Annotated in this window: 16 protein-coding genes; 15 read left to right on the plus strand and 1 reads right to left on the minus strand. The window is 59.9% G+C overall.

Annotated elements, in window-relative coordinates; genetic code table 11:
* The first annotated feature begins 136 nt into the window (after positions 1 to 136).
* On the plus strand, positions 137 to 1,702 hold the full coding sequence (locus tag AB4Z35_RS18290) for a methyl-accepting chemotaxis protein (RefSeq protein WP_442098495.1): 1,566 nt from the start codon (positions 137 to 139) through the stop codon (positions 1,700 to 1,702).
* Positions 1,703 to 1,917: 215 nt separating this feature from the next.
* On the plus strand, positions 1,918 to 3,075 hold the full coding sequence (locus AB4Z35_RS18295; RefSeq protein WP_442098496.1) for an acyltransferase family protein: 1,158 nt from the start codon (positions 1,918 to 1,920) through the stop codon (positions 3,073 to 3,075).
* Positions 3,076 to 3,190: 115 nt separating this feature from the next.
* Here AB4Z35_RS18295 and AB4Z35_RS18300 read toward each other — a convergent pair whose 3' ends face one another.
* Complete coding sequence (locus tag AB4Z35_RS18300; RefSeq protein ID WP_442098497.1) at positions 3,191 to 3,868, minus strand: alpha/beta fold hydrolase; 678 nt, start codon at positions 3,866 to 3,868, stop codon at positions 3,191 to 3,193.
* Positions 3,869 to 3,962: 94 nt separating this feature from the next.
* On the opposite strand from AB4Z35_RS18300, the gene ccoN (AB4Z35_RS18305) reads away from it, so the two are divergent.
* The 13 genes from ccoN (AB4Z35_RS18305) (at position 3,963) to AB4Z35_RS18365 (ending at position 16,819) form a co-directional block, all read left to right on the plus strand.
* Entirely contained in the window at positions 3,963 to 5,387 is a 1,425-nt protein-coding gene (ccoN, locus tag AB4Z35_RS18305; protein ID WP_102673238.1) for a cytochrome-c oxidase, cbb3-type subunit I, read from the plus strand.
* A 10-nt stretch (positions 5,388 to 5,397) separates the two neighbouring features.
* Positions 5,398 to 6,006 (plus strand): cytochrome-c oxidase, cbb3-type subunit II, encoded by a 609-nt coding sequence (gene ccoO, locus AB4Z35_RS18310; RefSeq protein ID WP_007987243.1) that lies wholly within the window; start codon positions 5,398 to 5,400, stop codon positions 6,004 to 6,006.
* 3 nt (positions 6,007 to 6,009) lie between these two features.
* Positions 6,010 to 6,207, plus strand: coding sequence for a cbb3-type cytochrome oxidase subunit 3 (locus AB4Z35_RS18315; protein WP_103394979.1), 198 nt, complete (start codon positions 6,010 to 6,012; stop codon positions 6,205 to 6,207).
* Positions 6,204 to 7,157 (plus strand): cytochrome-c oxidase, cbb3-type subunit III, encoded by a 954-nt coding sequence (ccoP, locus tag AB4Z35_RS18320; protein WP_442098500.1) that lies wholly within the window; start codon positions 6,204 to 6,206, stop codon positions 7,155 to 7,157. Before AB4Z35_RS18315 ends, ccoP (AB4Z35_RS18320) begins: the two co-directional genes overlap by 4 nt.
* A gap of 482 nt (positions 7,158 to 7,639) precedes the next feature.
* Positions 7,640 to 9,082, plus strand: coding sequence for a cytochrome-c oxidase, cbb3-type subunit I (gene ccoN, locus AB4Z35_RS18325; protein ID WP_007987240.1), 1,443 nt, complete (start codon positions 7,640 to 7,642; stop codon positions 9,080 to 9,082).
* A complete protein-coding gene (gene ccoO / locus AB4Z35_RS18330) occupies positions 9,082 to 9,690 on the plus strand; it encodes a cytochrome-c oxidase, cbb3-type subunit II (protein WP_007905434.1) in 609 nt (202 codons plus the stop codon). The genes ccoN (AB4Z35_RS18325) and ccoO (AB4Z35_RS18330) overlap by 1 nt, the downstream gene beginning before the upstream one ends.
* Before the next feature lie 5 nt (positions 9,691 to 9,695).
* Positions 9,696 to 9,881, plus strand: coding sequence for a CcoQ/FixQ family Cbb3-type cytochrome c oxidase assembly chaperone (locus tag AB4Z35_RS18335; protein ID WP_003175465.1), 186 nt, complete (start codon positions 9,696 to 9,698; stop codon positions 9,879 to 9,881).
* Positions 9,878 to 10,855 carry a cytochrome-c oxidase, cbb3-type subunit III gene (gene ccoP / locus AB4Z35_RS18340; RefSeq protein ID WP_442098502.1) on the plus strand — a complete coding sequence of 326 codons (978 nt, stop codon included), beginning with the start codon at positions 9,878 to 9,880 and terminating at the stop codon, positions 10,853 to 10,855. The genes AB4Z35_RS18335 and ccoP (AB4Z35_RS18340) overlap by 4 nt, the downstream gene beginning before the upstream one ends.
* Positions 10,856 to 11,327: 472 nt before the next feature.
* Positions 11,328 to 12,743 carry a cytochrome c oxidase accessory protein CcoG gene (gene ccoG / locus AB4Z35_RS18345; RefSeq protein WP_442098504.1) on the plus strand — a complete coding sequence of 472 codons (1,416 nt, stop codon included), beginning with the start codon at positions 11,328 to 11,330 and terminating at the stop codon, positions 12,741 to 12,743.
* Between the two features lie 11 nt (positions 12,744 to 12,754).
* Entirely contained in the window at positions 12,755 to 13,294 is a 540-nt protein-coding gene (locus AB4Z35_RS18350; RefSeq protein WP_442098506.1) for a FixH family protein, read from the plus strand.
* A gap of 154 nt (positions 13,295 to 13,448) precedes the next feature.
* Positions 13,449 to 15,902, plus strand: coding sequence for a heavy metal translocating P-type ATPase (locus tag AB4Z35_RS18355; protein WP_442098508.1), 2,454 nt, complete (start codon positions 13,449 to 13,451; stop codon positions 15,900 to 15,902).
* Positions 15,903 to 15,924: 22 nt separating this feature from the next.
* Complete coding sequence (ccoS, locus tag AB4Z35_RS18360; protein ID WP_007971444.1) at positions 15,925 to 16,143, plus strand: cbb3-type cytochrome oxidase assembly protein CcoS; 219 nt, start codon at positions 15,925 to 15,927, stop codon at positions 16,141 to 16,143.
* Complete coding sequence (locus AB4Z35_RS18365; RefSeq protein WP_103394973.1) at positions 16,136 to 16,819, plus strand: sulfite exporter TauE/SafE family protein; 684 nt, start codon at positions 16,136 to 16,138, stop codon at positions 16,817 to 16,819. Before ccoS ends, AB4Z35_RS18365 begins: the two co-directional genes overlap by 8 nt.
* Positions 16,820 to 16,927 lie beyond the last annotated feature (108 nt).

Raw genomic sequence — 16,927 nt, forward strand, 5'->3', positions numbered from 1 at the left:
AGACCATCGCGAGCAAGCTCGCTCCCACATTGGTTTTGTGTACATCCCTTGGCACAACAGCGGCTGTTGAAAAATAAACTCAACAAATCCCCTCCCCCGCCGACACCCTGTCAAAGCCTCACGGATTGAAAACGCCATGCGTAACAACCAGCCTATTACACAACGCGAACGAACCTTTCCCGCTCAGCAACGGCTGATTTCCACCACCGATGCCAAGGGCATGATCACCTACTGTAACGACGCCTTCGTCGAGATCAGCGGGTTTTCTCGTGATGAGTTGATTCGTGCGCCGCATAACCTGGTGCGTCACCCCGACGTGCCGGCTGCGGTGTTCGCGCACATGTGGGGCACGCTGAAGCAAGGCTTGCCCTGGATGGGCATTGTGAAGAACCGCTGCAAGAGCGGCGATCACTACTGGGTGAACGCCTATGTGACGCCGATCTTCGAAGGCAATCAGGTGATCGGTTACGAGTCGGTGCGGGTCAAGCCCACCGCCGAGCAGATCCGCCGTGCCGAAGCGCTTTACCAACGCATCAACCAGGGCAAGTCGGCCATTCCTTCCACCGATAAATGGCTACCGGTTCTGCAGGATTGGCTGCCGTTCATTCTGGTCAGTCAGTTGAGCTTCATGATCGGGGCGTCGCTGAACTCGCACTGGGGTTTTGCCCTGGCGGCCGGTCTTTCGGTGCCTCTGGGCTTGCTGGGTCTGAGCTGGCAACAGCGCGGTCTCAAGCGTTTGTTGAAACTGGCTGAACAGACGACGTCTGACCCGTTGATTGCGCAGATGTACACCGACAGCCGTGGTGCCCAGGCGCGTCTGGAGATGTCGATCCTCAGCCAGGAAGCGCGTCTGAAAACCTGCCTGACACGTCTGCAGGACACTGCCGAGCACCTGACCGATCAGGCGAAGCAGTCCGATGCTTTCGCCCACAACAGCTCCAGCGGCCTGGAGCGTCAACGGGTCGAGACCGAGCAAGTGGCCACCGCGGTCAACCAGATGGCCGCGACCACCCAGGAAGTCGCCAGCCACGTACAACGCACCGCCGACGCCACCCAGGAAGCCAATCGCCTGACCGGTCGTGGTCGCGACATCGCCGGGGAAACCCGCGAAGCCATCCAGCGCCTATCGGTGGTGGTCGGTGAAACCGGTGTGACCGTGACTCAACTGGCCAAGGACAGCAACGAAATCGGTGGCGTGGTCGACGTGATCAAAGGCATCGCCGACCAGACCAACCTGCTGGCGCTGAACGCTGCCATTGAAGCGGCCCGTGCCGGAGAGATGGGTCGTGGTTTTGCGGTGGTGGCCGACGAGGTTCGTCAACTGGCGCAACGCACCAGCGAGTCCACCGGGCAGATTCATGCACTGATCGCCAAGCTCCAGCAAACCGCCGGCACTGCGGTGCAAACCATGGAAGCCGGGCATCGTCAGGCGGAAGAAGGCGTGGCGCGGGTACTGGAAGCGGACCAGGCACTGGTGGGTATCAGCGAAGCGGTGGCCAACATCACCGACATGACCACCCAGATCGCCGCCGCAACCGAAGAGCAAAGTGCCGTGGCCGAAGAAATCAGCCGCAACATCAGCAATATTTCGGCCCTGGCTGACCAGACCTCGGAGCAGGCGCAGAGCTCGGCGTTGCTGAGTGAAGAGCTGACCAGGACTGCGAATACCCAGTACTCGTTGGTGGAGCGGTTTAACCGTTGATCGACACTTGAAATAAAAGGCCCCGCAGCCTTCGCCAGCGGGGCCTTTTTTTTGGTGAGAAAATAAGTCATCACATGGATGACCGCGAACCTGCTCATCGATAGAATCTCCACTCGGCTGGCATCCGAATCAAAAAACAACAATCAAGCTCCCACACGCCCACAAACTTTCGACCATGGCCTTGAAGAGCAACCCACTGGAAATGGATCATCTAAATGCAACAAGAGAAAGATAAGGTAATATTCGCAAACCAACTCCGCGCGATAGCCATTATTGCCGTCATGGTTATCCATTTATGCGGAATCTACTGGGTGGCGCGAGACACGGTTTCGGCTTATATATTCGCCCCGGCAATCGAAGGCCCATCCTCCAGACTACTGGGGTGGTTATCACCACCAACGGTAAACTACGGCCCATTTGGCGTTGCTATTTTTTTTCTCATCAGCGGATTCGTAATACCTTTTTCATTAGCTAAATCATCACCGGTAGAGTTCTTGATATCCAGATTTCTTAGAATTTACCCCACCTACCTGACAGGCACGGCTGTCATGCTGCTTTGCATTTGGCTTTCGAGTCACTACTGGGGCAAAGAATTCGCAATGACCGTAGAGGTGCTGCTGGCCAACCTTTCACTTGTACACTCAAACATCCTGATAAAAACAATTGATCTTGTAAACTGGACACTCGCAATCGAAATCAAGTTCTACCTTATCTCCGCAATCCTTTACAGCGCTATAAGAAAAGCAAACCCGCTGCCAATAGTATTTCTGGCGGTGGCCACGCTCTGCTTCACAGACTGGTACCCCGTAGCGCACTCCATCATTAACTTTACCTATTTCAACCTGTCCATTGAGTCAATCAAAGTAGAGCTCATGGTTGTGTGCTTCATGTTCATAGGCACCTTTTTCTATTTTCACTTCTCTGAAAAAATCACCACCATAGAACTAATTTCATACTCTTCAATATTGCTTCTTCTGATTTTGATGTGCTGGACACGAAACTCCTGGGCAGACCAAATCCCAAGCACACCACAAAATTATATTTATGGCCTTTGTGTATTTGTCGCAGCCTATACCCTTAGAAAATACTTCCGGCCATTTGCACCATTAGATTTTATTGCTAAAATCAGCTACCCCCTTTACATAACCCATTCCTTAATCGGCTATTCAATTATCCGAATCGCAATGGACAAAAACATCCCTTACTTTGCAGCCTTATTGATCGCCGTATCAATTATTATTGCCATATCTTATGCACTGCACATAACGATAGAAACAAAATCAATTGACTTCGGAAAAAACCTTATCAGGAAGCTGCGCAACAAAAACCCCCAGAACCAACTTGAACTCAATCAGGCCAACTCTAACACCTAGTTGTTAATGCTTATTGCCGGTGCCCCTTCCCCAAGGGGCACTATTATTCAAGCATTCAAATACTCGCCAATATCCGTACCACACCATCTAACATGAGGATTTGGAAGCCTGTTGATCAACGAAGAAATTCGGCCACTTTCCCTGCTGTAGCCGTCAAATGCTGCTCATGACTAAACCCCGAAGCCTTCAACGGCTTCAAATCATGATCCCCCGCCACCAGCCAGAACACCTCGATACCCGGCGATAGCGTATAACCCTCGACCGCCTCCCGGCTGCCCAACGCATCGCGCTCACCCTGCACGATCAAGCTCCGTGTCTTCAGCCCGGCCAGATGTTCGACCCGCGGTTTCTCCGGTTTGCCCACCGCATAGAACGGATAGCCCAGGCACACCAGCGCATCCACCCCCAACTCATCCGCCAGCAAACTGGCCATGCGACCGCCCATGGACTTGCCGCCTATGGCCAGTGGCCCGGCGACATGGCGTCGCACCTGGGCATACACCTCGCGCCAGCACTCCAGCAGTTTCGGCGCCGGGTTCGGCGGGCGTTTACCGCCGTCGATACGCCGTTGCGCCATGTACGGGAACTCGAAGCGCAACACGTTGACGCCTTGCGCGGCGAGGCGTGCAGCCATGTCGCTCATCCAGTCGCTGTCCATCGGTGCGCCGGCGCCATGGGCGAGGATCAGCGTCGCCGCAGCCTTGCCAGCGGCGGCATTCCACAACCATCCATGATCCCGCACACACTGCGCCCATTGATCCCCGTCAATACCGGCCTTGTGCCCTTTGTCCATGCTTGCCTCGCTTTCAGTCTGCCTATAACTCCGGCCGAAGGGTGCACTGCCTTGCGCTGCGCGCTCACTTCGGCTGAACCGTGGATGGGGAACCATGAACACTTCTATCAGTACCGCCTACAACTACAAGGTGGTCCGCCAATTCGCCATTATGACGGTGGTGTGGGGCATCGTCGGCATGGGGCTCGGGGTTTTTCTCGCGGCCCAGTTGGTCTGGCCCGAACTCAACTTCAATTTGCCGTGGACCAGCTTCGGCCGCCTGCGCCCGCTGCACACCAACGCAGTGATCTTCGCCTTCGGCGGCTGCGCCTTGTTCGCCAGTTCGTTCTATTCGGTGCAACGCACCTGCCAGACGCCATTGTTTGCGCCGAAAATCGCCGCGTTCTGCTTCTGGGGCTGGCAACTGGTGATTCTGCTCGCGGCCATCAGCCTGCCGCTGGGCTACACCAGCTCCAAGGAATACGCCGAGCTGGAATGGCCGATCGACATTCTGATCACCATTGTCTGGGTCGCCTACGCCGTCGTGTTCTTCGGCACGATCATGCAGCGCAAGACCAAACACATCTATGTCGGTAACTGGTTCTTCGGTGCGTTCATCATCACCGTGGCGATCCTGCACATCGTCAACAACCTGGAATTGCCGGTCAGCTTCACCAAGTCCTACTCGCTGTACGCCGGTGCCACCGACGCGATGGTGCAATGGTGGTACGGACACAACGCCGTAGGCTTTTTCCTCACCGCCGGTTTCCTCGGAATGATGTACTACTTCGTGCCGAAACAGGCCGAGCGCCCGGTGTATTCGTATCGCCTGTCGATCGTGCACTTCTGGGCGCTGATCACCCTGTACATCTGGGCCGGCCCGCACCACTTGCACTACACCGCGTTGCCCGACTGGGCGCAGTCGCTGGGCATGGTGATGTCGCTGATCCTGCTGGCACCGAGCTGGGGCGGGATGATCAACGGCATGATGACCCTGTCGGGCGCCTGGCATAAGTTGCGCAGCGACCCGATCCTGCGCTTCCTGGTGGTGTCCCTGGCGTTCTACGGCATGTCGACCTTCGAAGGGCCGATGATGGCGATCAAGACGGTCAACGCCCTCTCCCACTACACCGACTGGACCATCGGCCACGTCCACGCCGGCGCGCTCGGCTGGGTGGCGATGATTTCCATCGGCGCGCTGTACCACATGATCCCGAAAGTCTTCGGACGCGAGCAGATGCACAGCATTGGCCTGATCAACGCGCACTTCTGGCTCGCCACCATCGGCACCGTTCTGTACATCGCCTCGATGTGGGTCAACGGTATCGCCCAGGGCCTGATGTGGCGTGCGGTGAACGAGGACGGCACGCTGACTTACTCCTTCGTCGAGACCCTGGTGGCCAGCCACCCTGGCTTCGTCGTGCGGCTGGTGGGTGGCGCGATCTTCCTCACGGGCATGTTGCTGATGGCCTACAACACCTGGCGCACCGTGCGGGCCTCGCAGCCTGCCGCCGTCGCCGCTGCCGCGCAGATGGCCTGAGGAGTCCGCCATGAAACACGAAACTATCGAGAAAAACGTCGGCCTGTTGCTGCTGCTGATGATCCTGGCCGTGAGCATCGGCGGCCTGACCCAGATCGTCCCGCTGTTCTTCCAGGACGTGACCAATAAACCGGTGGAAGGCATGAAGCCCTACACCGCGTTGCAACTGGAAGGTCGCGACCTCTACATCCGCGAAGGCTGTGTCGGTTGCCACTCGCAGATGATCCGTCCGTTCCGTGCCGAAACCGAACGCTACGGCCACTACTCGGTGGCCGGCGAAAGCGTCTGGGATCACCCGTTCCTGTGGGGCTCGAAACGCACCGGGCCGGACCTGGCACGGGTCGGCGCGCGTTACTCGGATGACTGGCACCGCGCGCACTTGTACAACCCGCGCAACGTCGTGCCGGAGTCGAAGATGCCCGCCTACCCGTGGCTGGTGGCCAATCAGCTCGACAGCAGCCACACCGAAACCAAGCTGCGCGCCATGCGCACCCTGGGCGTGCCATACACCGACGAGGACATCACCGGTGCCGTCGCTTCGCTCAAGGGCAAGAGCGAGATGGATGCGCTGGTCGCCTACCTGCAAGTGCTCGGCACTGCGATCAAGAGCAAGAGGTGAGCCATGGTTGTTGAGATGAGCACTGGAATGATCCGCGGCCTGGGCACCGTCGTTGTCTTCATCGCCTTCGTCGGCCTGACCCTGTGGGTGTTCAACGGCAAGCGCAATCCGGAATTCGCCGAAGCGCGCCTGCTGCCGTTCGCCGACGAGCCACAACCCGACATCACCGAAGAATCTGCAACAAGGAGTACCCGGCCATGACCACCTTCTGGAGTACGTGGATCTGCGTACTGACCATCGGCAGCCTGATCGGCCTGACCTGGCTGTTGATCGGCACCCGCAAGGGTGAAACCAAGGGCAGCGTCGACCAGACCATGGGCCACAGCTTCGACGGCATCGAGGAGTACGACAACCCGTTGCCGCAATGGTGGTTCATGCTGTTCGCCGGCACCCTGGTATTCGCCGTCGGCTACCTGATCCTCTATCCGGGCCTGGGCAACTGGAAAGGCATCCTGCCCGGCTACGAAAATGGCTGGACCGGCGTGCACGAATGGGAAAAGGAAATGGCCAAGGCTGACACTAAGTTCGGACCGATTTTCGCCAAATTCGCGGCAATGCCACTGGAAGAAGTGGCCAAAGACCCGCAAGCGCTGAAAATGGGCGGCCGCCTGTTTGCCTCCAACTGCTCGGTGTGTCACGGCTCGGACGCCAAGGGTGCATTCGGCTTCCCCAACCTGACCGACAGCGACTGGCGTTGGGGTGGCAACCCGGAAACCATCAAGACCACCATCATGGGTGGCCGGATGGCGATGATGCCGGCCTGGGGTGAAGTCCTGGGGGAAGATGGTGTGAAAAACGTCGCCGCTTATGTGCGCCATGGTCTGGCCGGCCTGCCCTTGCCTGCCGACAGCAAGGCCGACCTGCAAGCCGGACAACAAGCCTTCAGCACCACCTGCGTCGCCTGCCATGGCGCAAACGGCCAGGGCACCGAAGCCATGGGTGCGCCGAACCTCACGCACCCGGCCGGCTTCATCTACGGCACCAGCCTGACGCAGCTTGAACAGACGATTCGGCATGGCCGCCAGGGCCATATGCCGGCGCAAAACGAACTGCTCGGCAACGATAAGGTGCAATTGCTGGCCGCGTATGTGTACAGCCTCTCCCACGGTTTGAATACCGAGCGCTTACAGGCTGAAGACAACCGCGAATAAATCCCGACCGCTCTGCTGCCGCATTCTCCCGGATGCGGCAGTTCCCTGCTCCTTTGCGACGCATTGTCGCACCCTCTTTGACTCTTCCTTTCGGTTCCCCGGATTCAGGTCTAAGCTTCCCCCGATGCGGACTGGCCGGTGCCGGTTCCAGGTCGACCCTGAACGATGTGTTCGACGAATCTGCCCGATGACAGGCCGCAAAGGCTGGTAGATACCGGCTGTCGCGCCAATTGCCTTCGGTCAGCCAAACGTTGCGTTTGAACACACCTCGTTACATCCGACCTGACCCCCTCGCCTGATCAGTCCGCCAGGACGTTTTGCCCACGGGCAATTTTGTCCCTACGCGGCGCATGGAAAGGCCGCAGAATCAGCATTTGAAAGCATTGACCCAGGTCATGGCGCGTTGCAATGACCCCCTGCTTTCTCCATACTTGCGGCCGATTTTTAATCCTAATAAAACACCCAAACCGTGGAACCTTAGAATGAGCACAGCAATCAGTCCGACTGCTTATAACTATAAGGTAGTCCGCCAGTTCGCCATCATGACGGTGGTCTGGGGGATCCTTGGCATGGGGCTCGGTGTCTTCATCGCCTCACAGCTCGTATGGCCGGAATTGAACTTCGGTCTGCCGTGGACGACTTTTGGACGCTTACGCCCGTTGCACACCAACCTGGTGATTTTCGCCTTCGGTGGATGTGCACTGTTTGCCACTTCTTATTACGTCGTGCAGCGAACCTGCCAAACGCGACTGATTTCCGACAGCCTCGCCGCCTTCACCTTCTGGGGATGGCAAGCGGTGATCGTCGGCGCGATCATTACCTTGCCGATGGGTTTCACCACCACCAAGGAATACGCGGAACTGGAATGGCCCCTGGCTATTCTGCTGGCCATTGTCTGGGTCACCTACGGTCTGGTGTTCTTCGGCACCATCGTCAAGCGCAAGACCAAGCACATCTATGTGGGTAACTGGTTCTACGGCGCGTTCATCGTCGTGACCGCGATGCTGCACATCGTCAACCACATGTCGCTGCCGGTCAGCCTGTTCAAGTCGTACTCGGCCTATTCGGGCGCGACGGACGCAATGATCCAGTGGTGGTACGGCCACAACGCCGTGGGTTTCTTCCTGACCACCGGCTTCCTGGGGATGATGTACTACTTCGTGCCGAAACAGGCCGAACGTCCGATCTACTCCTATCGCCTGTCGATCGTGCACTTCTGGGCACTGATCACCCTGTACATCTGGGCCGGTCCGCACCACCTGCACTACACCGCACTGCCGGACTGGGCGCAGTCCCTGGGCATGGCGATGTCGATCATCCTGCTGGCTCCGAGCTGGGGCGGCATGATCAACGGCATGATGACCCTGTCGGGCGCCTGGCATAAGCTGCGCACCGACCCGATCCTGCGCTTCCTGGTGGTGTCCCTGGCGTTCTACGGCATGTCGACCTTCGAAGGTCCGATGATGGCGATCAAGACCGTCAACTCGCTGTCGCACTACACCGACTGGACCATCGGCCACGTACACGCCGGCGCTCTGGGCTGGGTGGCGATGATCTCGATCGGCGCCATCTACCACATGATCCCGAAACTGTTCGGTCGTGCGCAGATGCACAGCACCGGCCTGATCAACACCCACTTCTGGCTCGCGACCATCGGTACCGTGCTCTACATCGCTTCGATGTGGGTCAACGGCATTACCCAGGGCCTGATGTGGCGTGCAATCAACGACGACGGCACCCTCACCTACTCGTTCGTCGAAGCGCTGCAAGCCAGCCACCCTGGTTTCATCGTTCGTGCCCTGGGCGGTGCGTTCTTCGCCACCGGCATGTTGTTCATGGCCTACAACGTATTCCGTACCGTACGTGCCTCGAACCCGGCTGAAGCTGAAGCCGCCGAACAGATCGTTGTAGTTGGAGCTCACTGATGAAGCATGAAGCAGTCGAGAAGAATATTGGCCTGCTGGCCTTCTTCATGGTCATCGCCGTCAGCGTCGGCGGCCTGACCCAGATCGTTCCGCTGTTTTTCCAGGATGTCACCAACAAGCCGGTCGAGGGCATGAAGCCCCGCACCGCCCTTGAACTGGAAGGCCGGGACGTTTATATCGCCAACGGTTGTGTCGGCTGCCACTCGCAGATGATCCGTCCGTTCCGTGCTGAAACCGAACGCTACGGCCACTACTCGGTCGCCGGTGAAAGCGTCTGGGACCACCCCTTCCTGTGGGGTTCCAAGCGTACCGGTCCGGACCTGGCCCGTGTCGGCGGCCGTTACTCCGATGACTGGCAGCGTGCGCACTTGTACAACCCGCGCAACGTAGTGCCTGAGTCGAAAATGCCGGCCTACCCGTTCCTCGTGGAAAACAAGCTCGACGGTAAAGACACTGCGAAAAAAATGGAAGTCTTGCGCACGCTCGGCGTCCCTTACACCGACGAAGACATCGCCGGCGCCAAGGATGCTGTGAAGGGCAAAACCGAAATGGACGCGCTGGTGGCCTATCTGCAAGGCCTGGGCACCATCATCAAAAGCAAACGGTGAATTGGATGGATATCGGGATGATTCGTGGCCTGGGCACCGTTGTCGTGATGGTGGCCTTCATCGGACTGGCACTGTGGGTGTTCAGTCCCAAGCGCAAGTCGGAGTTTGAAGACGCGACCTTGCTGCCTTTCGCGGATGATCCCGAAGCCATCAAGCACGTCGAGCAAGCTTCTAGGAGTAACAAAGAATGACTACATTCTGGAGTCTGTACGTCACAGTCCTCAGTCTCGGTACGATCTTTTCCCTGACCTGGCTGCTGCTGTCGACCCGCAAGGGCCAGCGCGCAGAGCAGACGGACGAGACAGTCGGGCACTCCTTCGACGGGATCGAGGAGTACGACAACCCGCTGCCGAAATGGTGGTTCATGCTGTTCGTGGGCACCATCATCTTCGCACTGGGCTACCTGGCGCTGTATCCGGGCCTGGGTAACTGGAAAGGCCTGCTGCCGGGTTACGGCTACCTCGACAACGAGAAGCAGACCCCGTTCGCCAACGGCCAGACCGGCTGGACCGGCGTTCACGAGTGGGAAAAGGAAATGGCCAGGTCGGACGCCAAGTTCGGTCCGATCTTCGCCAAGTTCGCTGCCATGCCAATCGAAGAAGTGGCCAAGGACCCGCAAGCCCTGAAGATGGGTGGCCGTCTGTTCGCCTCCAACTGCTCGGTTTGCCATGGTTCCGACGCCAAGGGCGCCTATGGCTTCCCTAACCTGACCGACGCCGACTGGCGCTGGGGCGGCGAGCCGGCAACCATCAAGACCACCATCATGGGCGGCCGTCATGCAGTAATGCCGGCGTGGGCTGAAGTGATCGGCGAGCAAGGCGTGGCCGACGTGGCCGCGTTTGTCCTGACCAACCTCGATGGCCGCAAGTTGCCGGAAGGCACCAAGGCCGACCCGGTTGCCGGGCAGAAACTGTTCGCCACCAACTGCGTGGCGTGCCACGGTCCGGAAGGCAAAGGTACGCCAGCGATGGGCGCGCCTGACCTGACTCACCCGGCAGCGTTCATCTACGGTTCGAGCTTCGCTCAACTGCAGCAGACCATCCGTTACGGCCGTCAGGGCCAGATGCCTGCGCAAGAGCAACTGCAAGGTAACGACAAGGTTCACCTGCTGGCCGCTTACGTCTACAGCCTGTCTCACGGTGAGAAGGCAGCGGACGCCGAGTAAGGCAAACGCTTGATGCAATAAAAAACGGCCCTGCCAATGAGAATTGGCGGGGCTTTTTTTATGGTTCTTCACGCATTCCCGGGAACCTGTAGGAGCCAGCCTGCTGGCGATGGTCGTTAACGATAACGCGTGCTCTCTGGTTCAACGCGGCGCCCTTGACTCCATCGCCAGCAGGCTGGCTCCTACAGGTTGTTGCGTTGCCTGAAGACAGCATCGACTTCAACCCTGAGCGAGTAGTCATCATTAGCAGGCCATCAGAGAATTGATTCCGCCCGCACCTGAAAACCGTCCATAATTCTCAAGTCAATTGATTCAAGTCATTACACCAACAATTGATTTTGCCAAACGTGACCAAAGGTCGCACCCGCAGGCTAGAGCGACAGGCGTATCATTGAGCCACTGCAACACCCCTTTTTGACCCCGGTCGGCACGTACTGACCGAGGCACTTTTCCACTGCCGTGGGATGCAATGATGAGCAACCAGATTCCGGTACACGACGTCACTCCACCCGCCAGGAACGCGAACAACAGCGTCGACCTCTACGCCTCCAGAGAAAAAATCTACACCCGCGCCTTCACCGGCCTGTTTCGCAATCTGCGGATGACCGGCGGTGCCCTGTTGTTCCTGCTGTATTTCGGCACGGTGTGGCTGAACTGGGGCGGTCACCAGGCCGTCTGGTGGAACCTGCCGGAGCGCAAGTTCTTCATTTTCGGCGCCACCTTCTGGCCTCAGGATTTCATCCTGCTGTCCGGCATGCTGATCATCGCTGCGTTCGGCCTGTTCTTCATCACCGTGTACGCCGGACGGGTCTGGTGCGGCTATACCTGCCCGCAAAGCGTCTGGACCTGGATCTTCATGTGGTGCGAAAAGGTCACCGAAGGTGACCGCAACCAACGCATCAAGCTCGACAAGGCGCCGATGAGCGCCAACAAGTTCCTGCGCAAGCTCAGCAAGCACAGCCTGTGGCTGTTGATCGGTTTCGTCACCGGCATGACCTTCGTCGGCTACTTCTCGCCGATCCGCGAACTGAGCATCGAATTCTTTACCGGCGAAGCGGATGGCTGGTCGTACTTCTGGGTCGGTTTCTTCACCCTCGCCACTTACGGCAACGCCGGCTGGTTGCGTGAACAGGTGTGCATCTACATGTGCCCGTACGCGCGCTTCCAGAGCGTGATGTTCGACAAGGACACGCTGATCGTTTCCTACGACCCGCGCCGTGGCGAAAGCCGTGGCCCGCGTAAAAAAGGCATCGACTACAAGGCCCAGGGCCTGGGTGACTGCATCGACTGCACCATGTGCGTCCAGGTCTGCCCGACCGGTATCGACATCCGTGACGGCCTGCAAATCGAATGCATCGGATGCGCCGCCTGCATCGATGCCTGCGACGCCGTCATGGACAAAATGGAATACCCGCGCGGGCTGATCAGCTACACCACCGAGCACAACCTGTCCGGGCAGAAAACCCATAAACTGCGTCCGCGTCTGATTGGCTATGCAATCGTGCTGCTGGCAATGATCAGCTTGCTGGTGACGGCATTCTTCATGCGTGCGCTGGTCGGCTTCGATGTCAGCAAAGACCGCGTGCTGTACCGCGAGAACGCCGAAGGCCGGATCGAAAACGTCTACAGCCTGAAAATCATGAACAAGGACCAGCGCGACCATACCTACCTGCTCGAAGCATCCGGCCTGCCGGATCTCAAATTGCAGGGCCGACGCGAGATCAAGGTCGCGGCCGGCGAGATCGTCAGCCAGCCTGCCGAACTGTCCGTCGCGCCGGAAAAACTGCCGTCGAGCACCAACGAGGTGAAATTCATCCTCAAGGATGCCGATGACGACAGCGTCCACATTGAAGCCAAGAGCCGGTTCATCGGCCCACAAAATCGTTGAGAGAACAGAACATGCCCGCAGCAACTGCCGCAAGTCCCTGGTACAAGCACCTCTGGCCGTGGATCATCATCGGGATCCTGGCCTGCTCGGTGACCTTGACCTTGTCCATGGTGACCATCGCGGTGAAGAACCCGGACAACCTGGTCAACGACAACTACTACGAGGCCGGCAAAGGCATCAACCGCTCCCTCGACCGTGAACTGCTGGCCCAGAACCTGAAAATGCGCGCCAGCGTTCATCTCGATGACGTGACCGGAGAGGTTGACTTGCGCCTGAGCGGCGACAGCCAGCCCAAGACCCTGGAGCTGAACCTGATCTCGCCGACCCAACCGGAAAAGGATCGCAAGATCACCCTGACCCGTAGCGAAACCGAACAGGGCCGCTACATCGGCCAGTTGAGCGACAGGATCGAAGGCCGGCGTTTTGTCGAGTTGCTCGGCACTCAGGACGACCACATCTGGCGCATGTTCGAAGAAGAATCGATCAGCCACGACAAGGATCTGCTGCTCGGTGATGAACCGTTGCAAGGTGCTGAAGACCTGAAGAAATAAAGCAGCGCTTCGCGCATCGCGAGCAAGCTCGCTCCCACAGTTGATCACCGCCATGCTCAGAACCTGAGTACACCCATGATCCCTGTGGGAGCGAGCTTGCTCGCGATGAGGCCCTATCCGACGATAGAGATTCAGCAGTACTAGTGAATACTCCATGACCACCACCCCACTCCCCTGCTACCACTGCGCCCTGCCCGTCCCGGCCGGCAGCCGCTTCACCGCCGCGGTCCTGGGGCAAACCCGCGAATTCTGCTGCCCGGGTTGCCAGGCCGTGGCCGAGGCCATTGTCGCCGGTGGTCTGGAAAACTATTACCAGCACCGCAGCGAAGCCTCGGCCAACCCCGAAACGCTACCAGTGCAACTGGTGGATGAACTGGCGCTGTACGACCGTGCCGATGTACAGCAACCCTTCGTTCGCCACGAAGGCGAGCTCGCCGAAACCACACTCTTGATGGAAGGCATCAGCTGCGCAGCCTGCGGCTGGTTGATCGAGAAACACCTGCGCACCTTGCCGGCGGTGGCCGAAGCGCGCCTCAACCTGTCCAACCATCGCCTGCATGTGCGCTGGACCGATGCGCAATTACCCCTGAGCCATCTCCTCAGCGAACTGCGTCACATCGGTTATGCCGCACACCCGTATCAGGCCGACCGCGCCAGCGAACAACTGGCCAGCGAAAACCGCCTGGCCCTGCGCCAGCTCGGCGTGGCCGGGCTGCTGTGGTTCCAGGCGATGATGGCAACCATGGCCACCTGGCCTGAATTCAACATCGACCTCAGCCCCGAACTGCACACCATCCTGCGCTGGGTCGCGCTGTTCCTCACCACCCCGATCGTGTTCTACAGCTGTGCGCCGTTCTTCAAAGGCGCCATGCGCGATCTGCGCACCCGTCACCTGACCATGGACGTTTCAGTGTCGCTGGCCATCGGCAGTGCCTACGTTGCCGGGATCTGGACTTCGATCACCGGGGTCGGCGAACTGTATTTCGATGCCGTCGGCATGTTTGCCCTGTTTCTGCTGGCCGGGCGTTATCTGGAACGGCGCGCCCGCGAGCGTACGGCCGCCGCGACTGCGCAATTGGTCAACCTGTTGCCCGCCTCGTGCCTGCGCCTGACGCCTGACGGCCAGAGCGAACGCATTCTGCTCAGTGAACTGCGTGTTGGCGATCAGGTGCTGGTGCATCCGGGCGCCATTCTTCCGGCTGACGGCAAGATCCTCGACGGTCAGTCGAGTGTCGACGAGTCGCTGCTGACCGGCGAATACCTGCCGCAACCCCGCACCCTCGGCGATGCGGTCACCGCCGGCACCCTGAACGTCGAAGGCGCACTGACCGTCGAGGTTCAGGCCCTGGGCCAGGACACTCGCCTCTCGGCCATCGTTCGCCTGCTCGATCGTGCCCAGGCCGAAAAGCCGCGCCTGGCGGAAATCGCGGACCGCGCCGCACAATGGTTCCTGCTGTTTTCGCTGATCGCTGCCGCCGCGATTGGCCTGCTGTGGTGGCAACTGGATGCCTCGCGGGCGTTCTGGATCGTGCTGGCGATGCTCGTGGCGACGTGCCCGTGTGCCTTGTCGCTGGCGACGCCGACCGCCCTCACTGCCGCCACCGGCACCTTGCACAAACTCGGCCTGCTGCTGACGCGCGGCCATGTGCTGGAAGGCCTGAACCAGATCGACACGGTGATTTTCGACAAGACCGGCACCCTCACCGAAGGGCGCCTGGCGCTGCGTTCGATCCGCCCCCTCGGCGCGCTCGACAACGACCAATGCCTGAGCCTCGCCGCCGCCCTGGAAAATCGCTCCGAACACCCGATCGCCCGTGCTTTCGGACGCGCGCCAATGGCAGCCGAAGAAGTCCACAGTACCCCGGGGCTTGGCCTTGAGGGGCTGGTGGATGGGCGACGCCTGCGCATCGGCCAACCGGGATTCGTCTGCGAACTCAGTGGCGCCGTGGTGCCGTCGATGCCCGAAGAGGCCGGCCAATGGCTGCTGCTGGGCGACGGCCAGGGACCGCTGGCCTGGTTCGTCCTCGATGATCGCTTGCGTGCCGATGCGCCCGAACTGCTGGCCGCGTGCAGGGCGCGTGGCTGGCGCACGCTGTTGTTATCCGGCGACAGCTCGCCGATGGTCGCCAGTGTGGCGGCGGAACTGGGCATCGATGAAGCCCGCGGCGGCTTGCGTCCGGACGATAAACTGCAAGTCCTGCAACAACTGCACAAAGAAGGTCGCAAGGTGTTGATGCTGGGGGACGGGGTCAATGACGTGCCAGTGCTGGCGGCTGCGGATATCAGCGTCGCCATGGGCTCGGCCACCGATCTGGCGAAAACCAGTGCCGATGCCGTGCTGCTGTCCAACCGCCTCGACGCCCTGGTGCAAGCCTTCAGCCTGGCACGGCGCACCCGTCGGGTCATTATCGAGAATCTGTTGTGGGCCGGGCTGTACAATGGCCTCATGCTGCCCTTCGCCGCCCTCGGCTGGATCACCCCGGTGTGGGCGGCGGTGGGCATGTCGATCAGTTCGTTGACCGTGGTGTTGAACGCCCTGCGCCTGACTCGAATGCCGAGCGCGCATGCCCTCTCCACCACGCCAGAAACCCGCCCGCTGCCGGCCTGAGCCGCGCGGGCATGGAGTCCAGATGCCAGCTCTTTACGTGATGATTCCCGCTGCGCTGCTGATCGTGGCCATCGCTGTCTATATCTTCTTCTGGGCGGTCGACAGCGGTCAGTACGACGACCTCGACGGCCCGGCCCACAGCATCCTGTTCGACGACCAGGACCCGAACCACACCGCCGCCGTCGATGAGGCCAGCGGCCAACCGGCCAAGCCGCAAGACAAGGCACCGCCCCATGCTTGAATTGGCGCCACTGCTGGTGTCTGCGGTGATCCTCGGCTTGCTCGGCGGCGGCCACTGCCTGGGCATGTGCGGCGGCTTGATGGGCGCGCTGACCCTGGCGATTCCCAAGGAACAGCGCAGCCGCCGCTTTCGCCTGCTGCTAGCCTACAACCTGGGACGGATTCTGAGCTATGCCTGCGCCGGATTGCTGATCGGCCTGGCTGGATGGGCCGTGGCCAGCAGCCCGGCGGCGATGTTCCTGCGCATCCTCGCCGGCTTGCTGCTGATTGCCATGGGCCTGTACCTGGCCGGCTGGTGGAGCGGCCTGACCCGTATCGAAAGCCTCGGTCGAGGCTTGTGGCGGCATATCCAGCCAGTCGCCAACCGGTTGCTGCCGGTGTCGAGCGTTCCGCGCGCGCTGCTGTTGGGCGCACTCTGGGGCTGGCTGCCGTGCGGCCTGGTTTACAGCACCTTGCTATGGTCGGCCAGCCAGGGCAACGCGCTGGACAGCGCATTGTTGATGCTCGCGTTCGGGCTCGGCACCTGGCCGGTGCTGCTGGCGACTGGCCTCGCCGCCGAGCGCATCACCGCACTGTTGCGCAAGCGCAGCGTACGGATGGCGGGCGGCTTGTTGGTGATGTTGTTCGGCATCTGGACCTTGCCGGGGCCGCATCAGCATTGGCTCATGGGGCACTAGATCGGCGGCCCCCCTTGTAGCAGCTGCCGAGCGCATCACCGCACTGTTGCGCAAGCGCAGCGTACGGATGGCAGGCGGCATGTTGGTGATGCTGTTCGGCATCTGGAC

It is taken from the genome of Pseudomonas sp. KB_15 (genome assembly GCF_052114525.1).
Lineage (GTDB): Bacteria > Pseudomonadota > Gammaproteobacteria > Pseudomonadales > Pseudomonadaceae > Aquipseudomonas.